Consider the following 15,772-nt stretch of genomic DNA (forward strand, 5'->3'; position numbering starts at 1 on the left):
ATGCGGCAGGCACTCACTGTGTCCGCGACCTGATGGCCCGGCCGCTCCTGCCCGACGTCGGGTAGACGCATGGCAGAAGCGGCCAGGGCCCCTGGTATGCGGCAGGTCTATGGCAGCGCAGGAGCCGGGATATTCTCGGGCTCGGTTGCCCGGGCTGATCTGTGGGAGACATACAGGCCCGCGCACAGGACCAGGCACAGGACGGCAGTGGCCGCGTACAGCGTGAAGATACCCGCCGGACCGCCGGAGGCGAAGGCCGTACCGCCAAGAACGGGTCCGAGGAAGGACCCGATGAAAGCCATCGAGTTCGTCAGGCCGAGAATCGTGCCGCGGGAGTGCGGGGCCACGGCAGTTGAGGCTGTGGCATTGATCAGGTTTTGGGTGGAGTGGCCGCCGATGCCCATCAGCGCCACGCAGACCAGTGCGAAGGCCATGGATACCGGTCCAAGAAGGATGCCGAGAAGCCCGGCGAGGGTCAGGGCGGCGCAGATGACGCCGATGACTGCAGGTCCGACCTTGTCAGCTGCTGTGGCTGTGAACCAGGATCCCATGACCGCGGCGCCTGTGAGGGTGAATGCGAAGATGAGCGCCTCCGTAAGGCTGAACCCGAGTGTTTTCATGGACTCGGCAAGCCATACGTTCAGGCCAAGCCAGGTCACCATGTTCGTGACGGCGGCGGCTGCGACGAACAGAACAAGGACCCAGCCGCGGCCCCGGAAAAGGGCGGCGAACTTTTGTCCCGGAGACAGTGCGGTGTCACGGACTTCGGCCGGTTCGCTGATGCGGCAGGACATGAGCACGGCCAGAATGACCAGCGTCAGGCCGGCGCCGAGCCAGAACATTGACCTCCAACCCAGCAAGGGCATGAGGAAGATCCCGAAGAGGGCGGCCAGGGTTCCCCCGAGCGGGACGCCTGCCATCGTGATCGTGATGACCAGGCTTCCGCGCTGCTTGGGTGCGTGGTTCCGTGCCAGCGTCATAGCCGTGGTGACCGCTCCGCCGACGCCGATGCCGGTGATGAGCCGTGCAAGGCCGAGGAATTCGGGCGTGGGGGCCAGTGCTGCCAGGGCTGATCCGAGCGTGAACACTGCGGCGGCCAGCGCCATGATCCGGTGCCGGCCGTAGCGGTCGGCAAGGGCGGTTCCGCTCAGGACGCCAATCAGTGCACCGGCGTAGACGATGCCGCCGACGAGGCCGGTCGTCTGTTCGTCCATGTGCAGGGATGGGTCGGTCAGCAGCAGGGGAACTACGGAGCCGAAGACGATCAGGTTATAGCCTTCCATCACCGTGACGAGCATGCAGATGGCGATGACGGCTTTGTCTGAAAGAAACGGTCCGGCGCTGCGTGGTTGTGCGGTCGGTGTGGTTTGGACTTCTTGTTTCATTGCTATGTCCTTTTTTGGGCACTACGTTGTGCTCGAGGGGTCAACAGGGTGGGGGATGGGGCTGAAGTGTTACCGCGGGAGTAGATGAGGGAAGAGCTAGGCCTGCAGTATGCGGTGTTCAGTCCATTTCAAGCGTTCGGGGGTTGGGGTAAACCGTCCCCGGTATTCGCCGATGGCTTGGCAGGCTGGGTGGGTTCCGGCCAGTGACCATCGTTGATAAGTGGCCCGATACGTAATGTCCGGGCCGTCGGTCTGAGTGAGCAGGTTGGTGATGAGGTGCCGGGTTGGGGCTGGGTTTGTGAAGGCTCCGGCATAGAAGCCCGCTATGGCGTCTGCGCCGGTTTGCAGGGGCTGGTCTTTGAAGTGCAGCTGCGCGTCGGTGAGCAGGTGCCCGGCTGCCGTGGCATCGTGTTCATCCATGGCCAGGCAGTAGAGTGCCAGCGCATTTTCGATGAGGTGCCGGTGCTCGGCTGCGGGCAGGGTGCCCGCGGCCGAGAGGGGGACCTGTGTCACCGGCTTGAGCCGGAAAGCGCGGGCCGTGCGTCGGCGGCTTTCGTTGGTTGCAGATCGCCCAGGAACTCCTGGACCAGCTCCGGGATTTCCCCTGCTACGGCAGTGCCGTAGACATAGAAATCGGGGCGGATGAGGACGGCGTCGGCCACTATTTCGTCGAGCCAGGCTGAGTAGGCGCCGCTGACGTCGACGGCTGTGTCCGCCGCCGGCACCGTTCCCAGGGCTATGATCCGGATGCCTGTCGCTTGCAGCGCGGCGTGGAGGTCGTCGGGCAGTTCGTTCCTTAGCCCTTCCTTTCGCAGCAGGAGGATTCCACCCGGGCCGTAGACGTCGTCGAAGAGTCCCTCATTGTCAGCTCCCCGGACGGCAGCCTGGATGGATAGGGTTCCGCCGGAGTGATCGTACCGGTGCAGTCCGTCACCCAGGCGGGGTGCGGGGTGGGCCGGCATGCTGACGCCGGCTGCGATGTCTCCGGTCATTTTCTCGTCGCGTCTGGCCGCATCTGCCGGATCGGTCAGGCAGATGATCTCTCCGAGTTGCATCGAGCGTTCGATGAAGTGCCTGACGTGCTCCGCGCGTTCGGTTCCATAGGAGTCCAGAATGGACTCGTCGGCGCGGTCCGTGAGGACCAGATCGAGTTTCCATTCCAGGTTTGCTGCATCGCGGAGCCCTGAACTCATTCCCTGGCCGGCGAAGGGTGGCATCAGGTGGGCTGAATCTCCGGCAAGAAGCATCCGTCCCTTGCGCCAGGAATCGCACCAGCGTGCCTGGAAGGTGTAGAGCGCGCGGCGTTCAATATCTGCTGTATCGGGGCTTACACCCCAGGGCTTGAGAAGCTCCCAGACGTTTGCCTCGCTGCTGAATTCTTCCTTGGTTTCGCCCTCCAGCCGCAGGAATTCGAACCGACGCCGTCCCGGGCCTCCCGGTACAAGGGTGGTGGGCCGGAGGGGATCACAGATTTGCAGAGCCGGCGGTTCAACGTGCATCGGTTCCTTGGGCAGCAGGTCCACGACCAGCCAGTCGTGAAAGTAACCAAGGTCCGTCATGGTGGTCCCCATCCACTGGCGGACTTTGCTGTTGGCGCCGTCAGCCCCGACCAGGTACTTGCCGGTCAGCGACCGCCGCTCCCCGTCAGCGTTGCGCACATGAAGGGTGATCTGCTCCTCGGTTTCATGCCGGGACTCAGCTTCCCAGCCGCGCAGCAACGTGACGGATCCCAGGGCGGACACCTTGTCGTGGAGGAACGCCTCAACGCTGGGCTGGTGGAAGAAGTAGCTGGTGTTCCAGCCTGACCGCCCGCCGCCGCGCCATTCCAGTTGCAGCAGAGCCTCACCCGCGGCGTTGCGCCATTCATACTGATCGTCATAGGCCTCGACCGCGTGGGGCATCTGCTCGGGGGAAGCATCGAGCGACTGCAAGAGCCGGGCGATTTCATCATCGAAGTGGACAGCCCGCGGCAGCGGGTAACTTACAAGCTGCCGCTCGACCACCGCGACGCGGTGGCCGCGGCGTCCAAGTTGCAGGGCGAGCACGCGGCCGACTGGTCCATAACCTGCGATGACCACGTCGAAGTTCTCTTCTGCGGGGCTTTTCAGTTGTTCCAGTCCTCCGGCAACCATGGGCACGTTGACTTCCGTCAACTGGTAGGAGGCAACGCGGGCAGCGGCGTAGGGATCTTTGGCCATTTCCGCCTCGAGGTACTCCCTCTCCTGGACGAGGGAGAGCAGCACGCCGCCGTCACGGGTCATCTTGCTGCCCGCGGCAGCGATCACTCCGGCATCGACCGCGGTCTGGAGCCATTCAATGTGCGCTCCGCGGTGTTCAGCGACGACATCCGCCGGCGCGGTGTAGCTGATGTTGATAACAAACATGGGAAAGCCTTTCAGGCACCTTTGTCTTGGGCCGCGTTTTAGACCGGTTGGGTGTGGAGTCCCAGGGCGGTGGGTGCGTGGGTGCCGGTCATGAGGGCGGCGAGGTCGTCGGGTTCGAGGAAGGATGGGGGAGGTGGGGGTCCCCAGTTGAAGAGTCCTTGGGCGCCTTCGAAGGTTTCGGGGGTCCAGATTTCGTCTTCGGGGATGCAGTCCATGTCGGAGTAGTACTCGGAGAAGTTCCCGGCGGGGTCTTTGAGGTACCAGAAGAAGTTGGATCCGGCGTGGTGGCGGCCCAGGCCCCAGATGTGGCGTTCGGGGTTGTTTTCGAGCATCGCTTTGGCGCCGCGTCCGACATCGTCGATGTCGTCGACCTGCCAGGAGGTGTGGTGCAGGAAGTTCACCGGGGCGGCGAGGGCAAGGACGTTGTGGTGGTCCACCGAGCAGCGCATGAACGCGCCCTTATCGGAGATGTAGTCGCTGACTTTGAAGCCGATGCCTTCGGTGAAGAACCGCATGGTCGCTTCCAGGTTCACGGTGCCGATCACGGTGTGCCCGAGTTTGCGGGGCTTGATCGCGTAGTCCCTGACGACGCCGGGGGCGCGGCCGAAGCGGTCGATCCGGCCGGGGCCGTTGTAGGGGGTCGCCGGGGTGGGGTCCTGCGCGATCCGGGGGGCGACGTGGATCCGGGCGGTGAACCCTGACACTGGTTCCTGGGCGAGGAGTTCGGTTCCGTTGTGGTTGATCGGCACGCCCAGGCGGGTCATCTGAGAGGTGACTTTGGCGACGTCATCGTCGTTGTCGGCGCCGACGCCCAGTTCGACCAGGCGCCGGGTGGGGGCGTGGACGATTTTGAGTTGTTCGCCGCCGTCACGGGTCCCGAACGAGTTATTCCCGAGCGGGTCAAGGCCGAACTCTTCGTAGTAAGCGGCCGTTTCGGGGACATTCGGTACGCCCATCACGACGCGGGTCAGGCGATGCAGTGACAAGGGGTTACTCCTTTGTATCCGTGAAAAGTTTGATGTTGGTGCCCGCCCCGCCAGAGGGGGGTGGGCTGGCTGCCCGGGTTGTTACCGGCCCGGGCAGCCAGGGGATGGTTCAGTTGCCGGCCGAGACGAATGTCTGTGTCATTTCGCCGATGCCCTCGATCCGGGAGACCAAGGTTTCTCCGGGCTGGATGAAACGCTTCGGACTCCGGCCCACGCCGACCCCGGCAGGGGTGCCGGTGAAGATGATGTCCCCCGGCAGCAGGGTCACCGTTGCGGACAACCCCTCGATCAGGGCCGGGACGGAAAAGATCAGCTCCGAGGTGCGGCCTTTCTGGAGTTCTTCACCATCCAGGCTGCAGCTGAGTTCCAGGTCGTCGGGGTTCGAGAACTCGTCCGGGGTGACCAGCCAGGGTCCGACAGGGCCGAAGCCCGGGAAGGACTTGCCCAGCCCGAACTGCGGTGCCGGGCCACGGAGCTGGGAGACCCGCTCGGAAATGTCCTGACCAATCGACAGGCCTGCCACATGGTCCCAGGCGTCCGCCGCGGGAACGTTCCGGGCTTCCTTGCCGATCACCGCCACGAGCTCCACTTCCCAGTCCACGTTCCCACCCTCAGGGATGACCACGGTCGTGTCCGGGCCGGTGATGCAGGTGGGGAACTTCGTAAACACCGGCGGGAGGGTGTCCGGCTGCGCGAACCCCGACTCCTTCGCGTGCTCCGAGTAGTTCAAACCAATCGCGAACACCTGACGCGGCGCCGGAGACGGCGAGCCCAGCCACGACCGGTCAAACGACACGTCGGCAGGGGTGTCAGCCAGAGTTCCGGCCCAGGCCCGGAACTCCTCCCACCGCTCATAAACACCCGCCAGCCCCGGACCGAACCGGCCCCCGCTGGCAGCCTCAACATCAAGACCAGCCTCATCAGAAACCAGCAAAACAGCTCGGTTATCAACGTTGGCAATACGCACAAAAACTCCTCGTGGATGTGAATGGAGGGTGATGAGAGGACGCCTACTTCCTATTCATCATGATCATTACGATGAGTCTAGATGTGATCGAGATCGCATGTCAAGTGATTCGGGATAATGATCATGATCATTGCCGGTGGGGCTGTATGCCGCCTAATCGGATAGGGGATTCGTCGCCGCCGTCTCGGGGCAGCAGGGAGGGCTGCCTCCGACTGCCTTGGCTCAAGTCACTACGCCTTCGAGCCCTCAGCCCACCAGTTCGTAGGCGGGGGTGGTGAGGAAGTCCGTGTAGCCCTCCGACAGGCAGATGTCGCCGATCAGGCTGCTGGCAGGCTGGTAGTAGCGGGCGAACGCTTCCTCGCCCACCTCGCCGCGCAGCTTTTCGGTTTCCTCGGCCAGGATCCGGGTGACCAGTTCGCGGGTGACCTTGTTGCCGGTGTCCGCGAGGACCACCTCGTTGCGGATCTGCTGCCAGACCTGCGAACGGGAGATTTCCGCCGTGGCGGCATCCTCCATCAGGTTGTGCATGGCCACCGCGCCGTTGCCGGAGATCCAGACGGCGGTGTAGGCCACCGCAACGTAGAGGTTCAGGCGCAGGCCGGCTTCCGTGACCTGGCCTTCCGCGGAGGCGATGTCCAAAAGCTGCCCGGCCGTGACCGAGACCTCCGGGCGCTGCTTGTCCAGCTGGTTGGGCCGGTCGCCGAGCACGGAATCGAAGACCTCCTGGCACACGGGCACGAGGTCCGGGTGGGCCACCCACGAGCCGTCGAAACCGTCGTTCGCCTCGCGGGTCTTGTCCGCGCGGACCTTCTCGAAGGCCTGCGCGGTGACCTCGGGTTCGCGCCGGTTGGGGATGACCGCAGCCATGCCGCCCATCGCGAAGGCACCCCGGTGGTGGCAGGTCTTCACCAGCAGTTCCGTGTAGGCACGCATGAACGGCGCCGTCATGGCCACGGTGGCGCGGTCCGGCAGCACGAAGCTGGCACCGGCGTCGCGGAAGTACTTGATGATGCTGAACAGGTAGTCCCAGCGGCCGGCGTTCAGGCCCGAGGCGTGGTCCCGCAGCTCGTAGAGGATCTCGTCCATCTCGAACGCGGCGGGGATGGTCTCGATCAGGACGGTGGCGCGGATGGTGCCCTGGCCGAGGCCGAGGAAGTCCTGGGCGAAGGCGAACACGTCGTTCCACAGCCGGGCCTCGAGGTGGCTCTCCATCTTCGGCAGGTAGTAGTAGGGGCCGTGGCCGTTGAGCACCAGCTGCTTGGCGATGTGGAAGAAGTGCAGGCCGAAGTCCACCAGCGCGCCGACGGCGGGTTCGCCGTCGAGCAGGAGGTGCCGCTCCTCCATGTGCCAGCCGCGCGGGCGGGCCACCACAACGGCCAGCGGGGCGTCGGTGCGGAGCCGGTATTCCTTGCCCTCGGGGGAGGTGTAGCTCAGCGTTCCCGTGGCGGCATCGCGGAGGTTGAGGATGGCGTCGATGACGTTGCCCCATGTGGGCGTGCTGGCGTCCTCAAGGTCTGCGAGCCACACCTTGGCGCCGGAGTTCAGGGCGTTGATGGCCATCTTGGCCGGCGAAGCCGGCCCGGTCATCTCAACCCGGCGGTCCTGCAGCGCCGCCGGTGCCGGCGCAACCTTCCAGTCGCCGTCGCGCACGTTCTTGGTCTCCGGCAGGAAATCCAGGCTGCCGCTCCGGGCCACCTCCTCGCGCTTGGCTTTCCGCGCCGCGAGCAGCTCGCCGCGCCGGCCGGCGAAGCGCTTGTGGAGCTCCTCCACGAACGCGAGGGCCTTCGGGGTGAGAATCTCCTCCGCACGCTCGATCGGCCGGGGGTCTGTGACTGTGATAGCCATTGTGGGTCCTTTCCAGGGCTGATTCAGGCAGCCCGGTTGAATGCGGTCGGATGTTGACCGCCCGCCTCGCAAGTAATGGTTGGGCGTAAGGCGGGGACGGCGGGCAAAACGTCCCTGGTGGCAGCTCACTGCCTTCGGTTGCTTGTGTTCAGATCGGAAGAGCCGTCTGGCGTTAGCAGGAGGCGGTATCCGCCGGTATGGTCGAGGAACCGTCGCCCGGCCCCTCATGTGTCGGCAGCCATTTGTGCAGGAAGTCAATGGTTCTCGCCCACGCGACCTGCGTTGGTTGGAGACGGAAAGTGTCGCGTCCGTAGGTGGCGAACGCGTGTCCAGCGCCTTGGTACAGATACATCTCCACGTCCGGGACACCGGTGAGGACGGTACTGATTGCTTGCCTGGCCTCCGGTGGACAGTAATGGTCGTTCTCGGCGAAATGCAGCAACAGCGGCACGTCCAGGTGCCTGCCGAGGCCGACTCGTTCCTGGAGACCTACGGCGTAGTAGCTCACAGCGCAATCGACGGGCTGGGTGACGGCGGCAAGGAAGGCGAGGCCGCCGCCCAGACAGTAACCCAGGGTCCCGACGGCACTGTTTCCTGCAGCAGCGGCCCGTGCCCAGACGATGGCAGCCGATATGTCCGTCAGCGCCATGGTGACATCGAGTCCGTCCCTGAGTTTCAGGGCCTTGTCGAAGTCTTCGCCCTCGTGGTGGAGGTCCACGTCCAATTCTTGCCTGGCGAAAAGGTCAGGGACGATGGCGAGGAATCCGGCGTCGGCAAACTCGCGGGCCATCGTGCGCATGTAGGTATTGATGCCGAAAATTTCATGCAGAAGGATGAGGCAGGGAAAGGGCCCGCCCGTATCCGGAGCGGCAAGGAAGGCACGGAACTGGTGGCCGTCCTGTGCCGTGAGGTTGATGTATCTGCTCGTTGGCATTGCACCGATGCCTTCCTCAGCGTTTCATGGGGCAGCCGGCGGGGCCAGCGGCAAGTGTCAGGCGGAAGCTTTGTTGATCGTCGGACATGTCTCTTTCTAGTGGCTGGCTGCTGCGTGGGTGCCGGTCATGAGGGCGGCGAGGTCGTCGGGTTCGAGGAAGGAGGGGGGAGGTGGGGGTCCCCAGTTGAAGAGTCCTTGGGCGCCTTCGAAGGTTTCGGGGGTCCAGATTTCGTCTTCGGGGATGCAGTCCATGTCGGAGTAGTACTCGGAGAAGTTCCCGGCGGGGTCTTTGAGGTACCAGAAGAAGTTGGATCCGGCGTGGTGGCGGCCCAGGCCCCAGATGTGGCGTTCGGGGTTGTTTTCGAGCATCGCTTTGGCGCCGCGTCCGACATCGTCGATGTCGTCGACCTGCCAGGAGGTGTGGTGCAGGAAGTTCACCGGGGCGGCGAGGGCAAGGACGTTGTGGTGGTCCACCGAGCAGCGCATGAACGCGCCCTTATCGGAGATGTAGTCGCTGACTTTGAAGCCGATGCCTTCGGTGAAGAACCGCATGGTCGCTTCCAGGTTCACGGTGCCGATCACGGTGTGCCCGAGTTTGCGGGGCTTGATCGCGTAGTCCCTGACGACGCCGGGGGCGCGGCCGAAGCGGTCGATCCGGCCGGGGCCGTTGTAGGGGGTCGCCGGGGTGGGGTCCTGCGCGATCCGGGGGGCGACGTGGATCCGGGCGGTGAACCCTGACACTGGTTCCTGGGCGAGGAGTTCGGTTCCGTTGTGGTTGATCGGCACGCCCAGGCGGGTCATCTGAGAGGTGACTTTGGCGACGTCATCGTCGTTGTCGGCGCCGACGCCCAGTTCGACCAGGCGCCGGGTGGGGGCGTGGACGATTTTGAGTTGTTCGCCGCCGTCACGGGTCCCGAACGAGTTATTCCCGAGCGGGTCAAGGCCGAACTCTTCGTAGTAAGCGGCCGTTTCGGGGACATTCGGTACGCCCATCACGACGCGGGTCAGGCGATGCAGTGACAAGGGGTTACTCCTTTGTATCCGTGAAAAGTTTGATGTTGGTGCCCGCCCCGCCAGAGGGGGGTGGGCTGGCTGCCCGGGTTGTTACCGGCCCGGGCAGCCAGGGGATGGTTCAGTTGCCGGCCGAGACGAATGTCTGTGTCATTTCGCCGATGCCCTCGATCCGGGAGACCAAGGTTTCTCCGGGCTGGATGAAACGCTTCGGACTCCGGCCCACGCCGACCCCGGCAGGGGTGCCGGTGAAGATGATGTCCCCCGGCAGCAGGGTCACCGTTGCGGACAACCCCTCGATCAGGGCCGGGACGGAAAAGATCAGCTCCGAGGTGCGGCCTTTCTGGAGTTCTTCACCATCCAGGCTGCAGCTGAGTTCCAGGTCGTCGGGGTTCGAGAACTCGTCCGGGGTGACCAGCCAGGGTCCGACAGGGCCGAAGCCCGGGAAGGACTTGCCCAGCCCGAACTGCGGTGCCGGGCCACGGAGCTGGGAGACCCGCTCGGAAATGTCCTGACCAATCGACAGGCCTGCCACATGGTCCCAGGCGTCCGCCGCGGGAACGTTCCGGGCTTCCTTGCCGATCACCGCCACGAGCTCCACTTCCCAGTCCACGTTCCCACCCTCAGGGATGACCACGGTCGTGTCCGGGCCGGTGATGCAGGTGGGGAACTTCGTAAACACCGGCGGGAGGGTGTCCGGCTGCGCGAACCCCGACTCCTTCGCGTGCTCCGAGTAGTTCAAACCAATCGCGAACACCTGACGCGGCGCCGGAGACGGCGAGCCCAGCCACGACCGGTCAAACGACACGTCGGCAGGGGTGTCAGCCAGAGTTCCGGCCCAGGCCCGGAACTCCTCCCACCGCTCATAAACACCCGCCAGCCCCGGACCGAACCGGCCCCCGCTGGCAGCCTCAACATCAAGACCAGCCTCATCAGAAACCAGCAAAACAGCTCGGTTATCAACGTTGGCAATACGCACAAAAACTCCTCTTCAAGGGGGACAGTTATCAGCCGGTGGACGGGACTGTCCGTGCCGGCGGGCGGGTGGCTATGCCGGTTTCCTGGCGGTTCGGGTGGTCCGGATGAGCAGCGGGCTGGCGCCGATGAAGCTGAGGGCGGCGGCCGCTGCTGTGTATCCCATTCCGGTGAAGTCAGGTAGGGCGAGTGCCTGATCGACTGAGTAGCGGCCGGGGCCGGTGACTCCGAGGCCGAGCGCGATCAGTCCGTAGAGCAGCGGCAGTTCGTAACCGCCTTTGGCCGCCCAGATGCCGTTCTGGCGGCTCACGGACGCTGCTACAAGCATGGTGCCGAAGACGAGGGCGGTTCCCAGGATGGAGACGGTCCCGGAGGCGATCGATGCGGCCCCTGCCACTTCCAGGGTTCCGGCCACCGCCACCATGAGAGGCGCTGGCCGCAGCCCCCAGGCCGCGAACAGCGGTGCCGTGCCTTGGATTCCTCCGCCGCCGAACCAGCCGAAGAGCTTCTGCGTACCGTGGCAGGCAACGAGCACCGCAAGTACCACTCTGAGCAGCAAGATCCCTTCATCCACAATGTTCTCTTTCCATCAGATCGGGGTTCCGGGGCTGGCTCATGGCTGCTGCCGGCGGACGAGGCCGAGGATGTGGGCGCGGAGGTCAGCGAACTCCCGGGTGGATTTGGTTGCTACCTGGTCCCGCGGGTGGGGCAGGTTCACGGGGACGATCTCACTGACGCTGGTGGGGGTGCCGGAGAGCACGATGACACGGTCTGCCAGGTAGACGGATTCTTCGATGTCGTGGGTGACGAGAAGAATCGTCATGCCGTATTTTTCCTTGATGGTGTGAGTCAGGTCTTCCAAATCGGAGCGGGTTTGGGCATCAACGGACGCGAAGGGTTCATCCATCAGTAGGACTGCGGGTTCGTAGGCGACGGCCCGGGCGATGGCTACCCGCTGCTGCATGCCGCCTGACAGTTGCCAGGGGTGCTGGGATCCGCTGTTTTCCAGCCCGACGCTGGCGAGGGCGGCGCGGGCCCGTTCCCGCCGCTGCGTCGCTGATATTCCGGGCCGGCCCCGCAGAGGGAGCTCCACATTGGCCTGCACCGTCAACCAGGGCATCAGGGAGCGGCTGTAGTCCTGGAAGACGACGGCCATTCGTGGCGGTGGTCCGACGACCTTGTCTTCGCCGATGAAGACTGTTCCCGCTGTGGAGGGCATCAGCCCTGCCAGGCAGCGCAGAAGGGTTGTCTTTCCGGCGCCGGACGGTCCGACGATGCAGACGGTTTCCCGGTCGTAGACGTCAAAGCTGATGTCCCCCAGCACGGTCCGTGCGGTGGCTCCGGTGCCGTAGGTCTTGGCAAGACCTTGAGCCGAGAGTGCGCGCGCGCCGGTGAGGCTGCGTTTGATGGTTGTGTCAGTCATTGTGGTCCTCCTTGGTCTGTTCCGCGCAGGCCACGGTGCCAGCGGAGCAGACGGTGTTCGATAATTCTGAAAAGCACGTTGGACAGGTATCCCAGGATTCCGAGGATCAGGAGGGCCGCCCACATGACGTCCATGTCGTACTGCCGGGCCGACTGGAGTTCGATGTATCCGATGCCCTCGGTGGAGGCGACGTATTCGCTGGCCACGATGAGGATCACACCGAGGGAAACACTGATCCGGATGCCTGCAATGATCTGCGGTGACGCCGCGGGAAGGATGATGCGCCACAGGTAGTCCCGCCGTCTGATGGTGTAGCTGCGGGCGACGTCTTTGACGAGGACGTCGATGCCCCTGATTCCGTCGATGGTGTTCATCAGAACCGGCCAGAAGGCGCCGAACACGATGATGGCCACCTTCATTTCGGCCCCGATGCCGAACATGAACAGGGCAATCGGCAGCAGCGCTACGCCCGGAATGGCCCGCATGAACTCCAGCAGCGGCTGCAGCGCTGTATACAGCGCTGGCACCAGTCCCAGGAGCAGACCGATGGCGATGCCGAGGATGACGGAGACGGCGAGGCCGGCTCCGAGATTCTGCAGGCTGGGAAGGATGTCGGTTTCGAAGCGCGCCGTCATTACGGTGCCGATTTCGGTGGTGATCCGGCTAAGTGGTGGGAAGTACAGCGAGGTACTGGTGCTGCTGAGGATCCACCAGGCCAGGAAGCCGGCGACGGGCAGCCACACCTCCGTGACGAGGTTTGTCGTTTTGCCAAGGACTGCTCTCATGCGCTTATTCCTCTCACGGAGGGGTGCCAGAAAAGGACCCGTCGGGACATGTAGTTCAGTCCGAGGTAGGCGGCGATTCCAACGAGGCCGATGAGGAGCACGTAAGCGTACGTGGGGGCCAGGGCGCCGCCGGTCTGGGCCATGACCATTTCCATACCGATCCCTGGCGCGGAGCCAAGAACTTCACTGGAGACGGCCAGGAGCAGCCCGATGATGGCCGAAATCCTGAGTCCGGTGACGATGAAGGGCAGGGCGGATGGCATGAGGATGCTGAAGACGGAGCGGGCCGGCGTGAAGGAGTAGGACCTGGCTGTGTCGAGGAGGACGCGGTCGGTGTCACGTACCCCGTAGGCCGTCTGGACGAGGATGGGCCAGAAGGCACCGTAGACAATCAGGACCACTTTCATCTCCATCGTTGCGCCGAAGAGCAAAAGGATGACCGGGATCACGGAGACTGAGGGGATGGTGCTGAGGAAATCGATGAGAAGCCTGGTGGACCGGTAGAGGAAACCAATCCTGCCCAGAAGCATTCCGAGCGGGATCCCTGCTGCAGCGGCGATCAGGACTCCGATCACCCAGCTCATCATGGTGTCGCCGAGCGCCTGCCAGAATCCGGGGTCACCGAGCAGCGTTACCAGGGCCTGGACGGTGCTTGTCATGCTGGGGAAGACCGATGAGGGCAGAAGCCCGGTCTGGCTGCCGAATTCCCATGCGGCCAACGCTACGGCGATTGTGAGGGCGCCGGAGCCTTTTCTGCCGTAGCGGATCAGTTGGCGGGCCATGGTCAGGCCTTGGGAACAACGAGTGTGTCGACGTCGATCTTGCCCTTCACGAAGCCGTACTTCGTGATGAGTTCGGACCAGATCCGGGCGCGGTCGGCGGTGAAGTCGGAATTGAACTCCGGAAGCTGCATGACTGCTGCCAGGTCCTTGGGCGTTCCGCTGAAGGACGGGAGGAGAGCCCTGACGGCGTCCGGGTTTTTGGCGGCGTAAGCGGTTGCCTCGTCGACTGCGGCCTTGAAGTTCTCCACGGTGGTGCGGTTGCCGCCGAGGAATTGTTCGGTGGTTGCCAGGACGAATTGCAGGGCGTGGGGCACGGCAACCGCGCCGGGGGAGAGGATGTAGCGTGCCCCGGCTGCTTCGGCGGCATTGGTGAAGGGGGAAATGGTATTGATGGCGTCAACCTGGCCTCTTTCCAGCGAGTTGAGCATGCTGTCCAGTGGCACTTCCAGGAACTTGATGCGGCTGCTGTCCAGGCCTGACTTATCGAGTGCGACACGCAGCGAAAGCTCGCCGGCGCCTCCGAGGCCGCTCACTCCGATGGTCTTGCCATTCAGATCCGAAAGTTCCCGGATGGGGCTGTTCTTGGCCACGTAGACCTTACCCGGATCCTGGGCCGGCTTGTCAGTGGTGACAGTGGTGGTCCCAAAGAGCCGCAGCGGGATTCCGGCCGCGGACGCCTGCATAGCATCAACGTTGGCGAGCACGCCGATTTGGGCGGCTCCTGAAACCAGCGCCGGGATGCTCGCCCCCATGGTAGGGGCCGGGGTGATCTTGACGTTAAGTCCATGCTTCTTGAAGAGACCCTTTTCTTGTGCGATGTACAGGGGCGCGGAGTCGACGATTGGCGCGAGAGTCACCGTGATGCTCGTGGTGCCATCAGCGGAAACTGTGGTCGGTTTGGCTCCAGCAGAGGAGCAAGCTGTGCCGGTCGCGGCAAGTACCAACGCGATCGCGCCAGCGGCAACGGTGCGGTAGATGGTGGTGGTCATGTTCTGTCCTGTTCTGGGCTTATCAGGGGAGGAAGGCTTTCAGTTCCGGGGAGAGTACGCAGGCAAGTGATCATTATCATTATGATGATTTACAGCGACCTTGGGTACCCTTATTTTTCGGCGGTTGGAGGTTACGCGGGCAAGTTTCCGTGGATTTCTGCGGTGACCCGGGATGCGGCCTGGAGGAGGGCTGCCTGATACTCGGCGCGCTGTGCACCGTCTCCTCGCGCGCGGTCGTTAAGGGTCAGGATCAGGACCACTCGTCCGTCGCGGTCGAAGACGGGCGCGGAGATGCTGTGCACGGGCGATCCTGTCGAACCGTCCCCGGACAGCGCGTAGTCGCCGGCCACCGCCCCGAGCAGCGCGTGCAATTCGCGGTCAGTGGACGGCAGGGGGCCTGTTGCAGCCATCCTGCTGACGACCGATTCCATGGCGTGCAGCCGTTCATCGTCTGGGGTGGCAGCCCACCCCTGCTGCCGGATTTGCTCAAGATGCTCCTCGAAGTGCTCCCGAAGCTCGGGCTCCGGGTGGGCGACGGACCGGGAGATCCAGGCGTCTACAGACTCCGGCCCCGCCCAGGCGACAAATAGGGCGCCCATCGGCGCCACAAGAGGCAGCCGCAGGCCAACCTTGCTGAAGTCCAGGTCTGAGCTTCCGGCTCCGGCGTAGGCCAGTTGGATCACGTCCTCACCGATGACGGCAGACGCGTGGCAGTCCACGCCGTAGCGTTCTGCCAGCGACTCGATCTGCGGGCGCGCCCTGTCGGCAAGGCGCAGGTGAGCCGGAAGCACCTCTTCGAAGCCGACCATGAGCGACAAAGTGGAGAATCGCCCATAGCCGCCTTGGAAAAACAGCAGGGGAGACTTGGGCTGGTCAGCTGTTCCAAGAGTGTCCACGGCCCCGATGACGATGTCGTGGTCGCCCGCTTGGTGCACGGTATCGAGCCGGCAGTCTATCCAGGCGATCGCTCCGTCCAGGACTGGTGTTCCGGAGGGGGCTGGACGCCACCGGACCTGGCTGAACTTCTCTGATCCCCGTCTGGCAAACAGGCGGCACAAGTCGTCCTGGTCGGAGGCCAGGACATTGATGCAGAACCTTCCGGCATTCCTGATCCGCTGATAGGTTCCGGATTCCCGCATGGGAAGGAAGGCGATCAATGCAGGGTCGAGGGATACCGAGGTAAAGGATCCGACAGTCATGCCGATCGGCCCGAGCTCGGGGTCGATCGCGGTGACGATGCAGACACCGGTGGGGTAGTGGCCCAGAACTCGGCGGAAGTACTGGGGATCCAGCGGGGGTGTCTACG

15 protein-coding genes and 1 pseudogene are annotated in these 15,772 nt (G+C 64.1%); all 16 read right to left on the reverse strand.

Annotation, left to right across the window (positions count from 1 at the left end):
* Positions 1–107: 107 nt before the first annotated feature.
* The 16 genes and pseudogenes from QFZ23_RS23520 to QFZ23_RS23590 all read right to left on the reverse strand — a co-directional run bounded on the left by QFZ23_RS23520 (position 108) and on the right by QFZ23_RS23590 (position 15,758).
* The gene (locus tag QFZ23_RS23520; RefSeq protein ID WP_306927145.1) at positions 108–1,385 is read right to left on the reverse strand and encodes an MFS transporter; all 1,278 of its coding nucleotides are present in this window, start codon (positions 1,383–1,385) and stop codon (positions 108–110) included.
* Between the two features lie 96 nt (positions 1,386–1,481).
* Positions 1,482–1,898 (reverse strand): nuclear transport factor 2 family protein, encoded by a 417-nt coding sequence (locus QFZ23_RS23525; RefSeq protein ID WP_306927147.1) that lies wholly within the window; start codon positions 1,896–1,898, stop codon positions 1,482–1,484.
* Complete coding sequence (gene mhpA / locus QFZ23_RS23530; protein ID WP_373427959.1) at positions 1,895–3,517, reverse strand: bifunctional 3-(3-hydroxy-phenyl)propionate/3-hydroxycinnamic acid hydroxylase MhpA; 1,623 nt, start codon at positions 3,515–3,517, stop codon at positions 1,895–1,897. Before mhpA ends, QFZ23_RS23525 begins: the two co-directional genes overlap by 4 nt.
* Positions 3,518–3,541: 24 nt before the next feature.
* Positions 3,542–3,769, reverse strand: a pseudogene (locus tag QFZ23_RS23845) (YciI family protein); the annotation flags it as partial.
* 38 nt (positions 3,770–3,807) lie between these two features.
* Positions 3,808–4,755, reverse strand: coding sequence for a VOC family protein (locus tag QFZ23_RS23535; RefSeq protein ID WP_306927150.1), 948 nt, complete (start codon positions 4,753–4,755; stop codon positions 3,808–3,810).
* 109 nt (positions 4,756–4,864) lie between these two features.
* Positions 4,865–5,722, reverse strand: coding sequence for a fumarylacetoacetate hydrolase family protein (locus QFZ23_RS23540; RefSeq protein WP_306927151.1), 858 nt, complete (start codon positions 5,720–5,722; stop codon positions 4,865–4,867).
* 246 nt (positions 5,723–5,968) lie between these two features.
* Entirely contained in the window at positions 5,969–7,567 is a 1,599-nt protein-coding gene (gene aceB / locus QFZ23_RS23545) for a malate synthase A (protein WP_306927153.1), read from the reverse strand.
* 172 nt (positions 7,568–7,739) lie between these two features.
* A complete protein-coding gene (locus QFZ23_RS23550) occupies positions 7,740–8,501 on the reverse strand; it encodes a dienelactone hydrolase family protein (protein WP_306927154.1) in 762 nt (253 codons plus the stop codon).
* A 96-nt stretch (positions 8,502–8,597) separates the two neighbouring features.
* On the reverse strand, positions 8,598–9,524 hold the full coding sequence (locus QFZ23_RS23555) for a VOC family protein (RefSeq protein WP_306927155.1): 927 nt from the start codon (positions 9,522–9,524) through the stop codon (positions 8,598–8,600).
* Positions 9,525–9,633: 109 nt separating this feature from the next.
* Positions 9,634–10,491: a fumarylacetoacetate hydrolase family protein gene (locus tag QFZ23_RS23560; RefSeq protein WP_306927151.1), complete on the reverse strand. Its 858-nt coding sequence runs from the start codon at positions 10,489–10,491 to the stop codon at positions 9,634–9,636.
* 69 nt (positions 10,492–10,560) lie between these two features.
* Positions 10,561–11,061 carry a DoxX family protein gene (locus QFZ23_RS23565; protein ID WP_306927156.1) on the reverse strand — a complete coding sequence of 167 codons (501 nt, stop codon included), beginning with the start codon at positions 11,059–11,061 and terminating at the stop codon, positions 10,561–10,563.
* A gap of 39 nt (positions 11,062–11,100) precedes the next feature.
* A complete protein-coding gene (locus QFZ23_RS23570; protein WP_306927157.1) occupies positions 11,101–11,910 on the reverse strand; it encodes an ABC transporter ATP-binding protein in 810 nt (269 codons plus the stop codon).
* Positions 11,907–12,695 carry an ABC transporter permease gene (locus QFZ23_RS23575; RefSeq protein ID WP_306927158.1) on the reverse strand — a complete coding sequence of 263 codons (789 nt, stop codon included), beginning with the start codon at positions 12,693–12,695 and terminating at the stop codon, positions 11,907–11,909. The genes QFZ23_RS23570 and QFZ23_RS23575 overlap by 4 nt, the downstream gene beginning before the upstream one ends.
* Positions 12,692–13,477 (reverse strand): ABC transporter permease, encoded by a 786-nt coding sequence (locus QFZ23_RS23580; RefSeq protein ID WP_306927160.1) that lies wholly within the window; start codon positions 13,475–13,477, stop codon positions 12,692–12,694. Before QFZ23_RS23580 ends, QFZ23_RS23575 begins: the two co-directional genes overlap by 4 nt.
* A gap of 2 nt (positions 13,478–13,479) precedes the next feature.
* A complete protein-coding gene (locus QFZ23_RS23585) occupies positions 13,480–14,466 on the reverse strand; it encodes an ABC transporter substrate-binding protein (RefSeq protein ID WP_306927162.1) in 987 nt (328 codons plus the stop codon).
* Positions 14,467–14,597: 131 nt separating this feature from the next.
* Complete coding sequence (locus QFZ23_RS23590) at positions 14,598–15,758, reverse strand: flavin reductase (protein ID WP_306927198.1); 1,161 nt, start codon at positions 15,756–15,758, stop codon at positions 14,598–14,600.
* Positions 15,759–15,772: the final 14 nt, after the last annotated feature.

This window comes from Arthrobacter globiformis, from assembly GCF_030818015.1.
GTDB lineage: Bacteria > Actinomycetota > Actinomycetes > Actinomycetales > Micrococcaceae > Arthrobacter > Arthrobacter globiformis_C.

Excerpts from the sequence above, each read along its gene's own strand:
- QFZ23_RS23585 (WP_306927162.1), bottom strand. The coding sequence starts at position 14,466 with ATGACCACCACCATCTACCGCACCGTTGCCGCTGGCGCGATCGCGTTG.
- QFZ23_RS23520 (WP_306927145.1), bottom strand. The coding sequence starts at position 1,385 with ATGAAACAAGAAGTCCAAACCACACCGACCGCACAACCACGCAGCGCC.
- mhpA (WP_373427959.1), bottom strand. The coding sequence starts at position 3,517 with ATGGTTGCCGGAGGACTGGAACAACTGAAAAGCCCCGCAGAAGAGAAC.
- QFZ23_RS23575 (WP_306927158.1), bottom strand. The coding sequence starts at position 12,695 with ATGAGAGCAGTCCTTGGCAAAACGACAAACCTCGTCACGGAGGTGTGG.
- QFZ23_RS23580 (WP_306927160.1), bottom strand. The coding sequence starts at position 13,477 with ATGGCCCGCCAACTGATCCGCTACGGCAGAAAAGGCTCCGGCGCCCTC.
- QFZ23_RS23570 (WP_306927157.1), bottom strand. The coding sequence starts at position 11,910 with ATGACTGACACAACCATCAAACGCAGCCTCACCGGCGCGCGCGCACTC.
- QFZ23_RS23550 (WP_306927154.1), bottom strand. The coding sequence starts at position 8,501 with ATGCCAACGAGCAGATACATCAACCTCACGGCACAGGACGGCCACCAG.
- aceB (WP_306927153.1), bottom strand. The coding sequence starts at position 7,567 with ATGGCTATCACAGTCACAGACCCCCGGCCGATCGAGCGTGCGGAGGAG.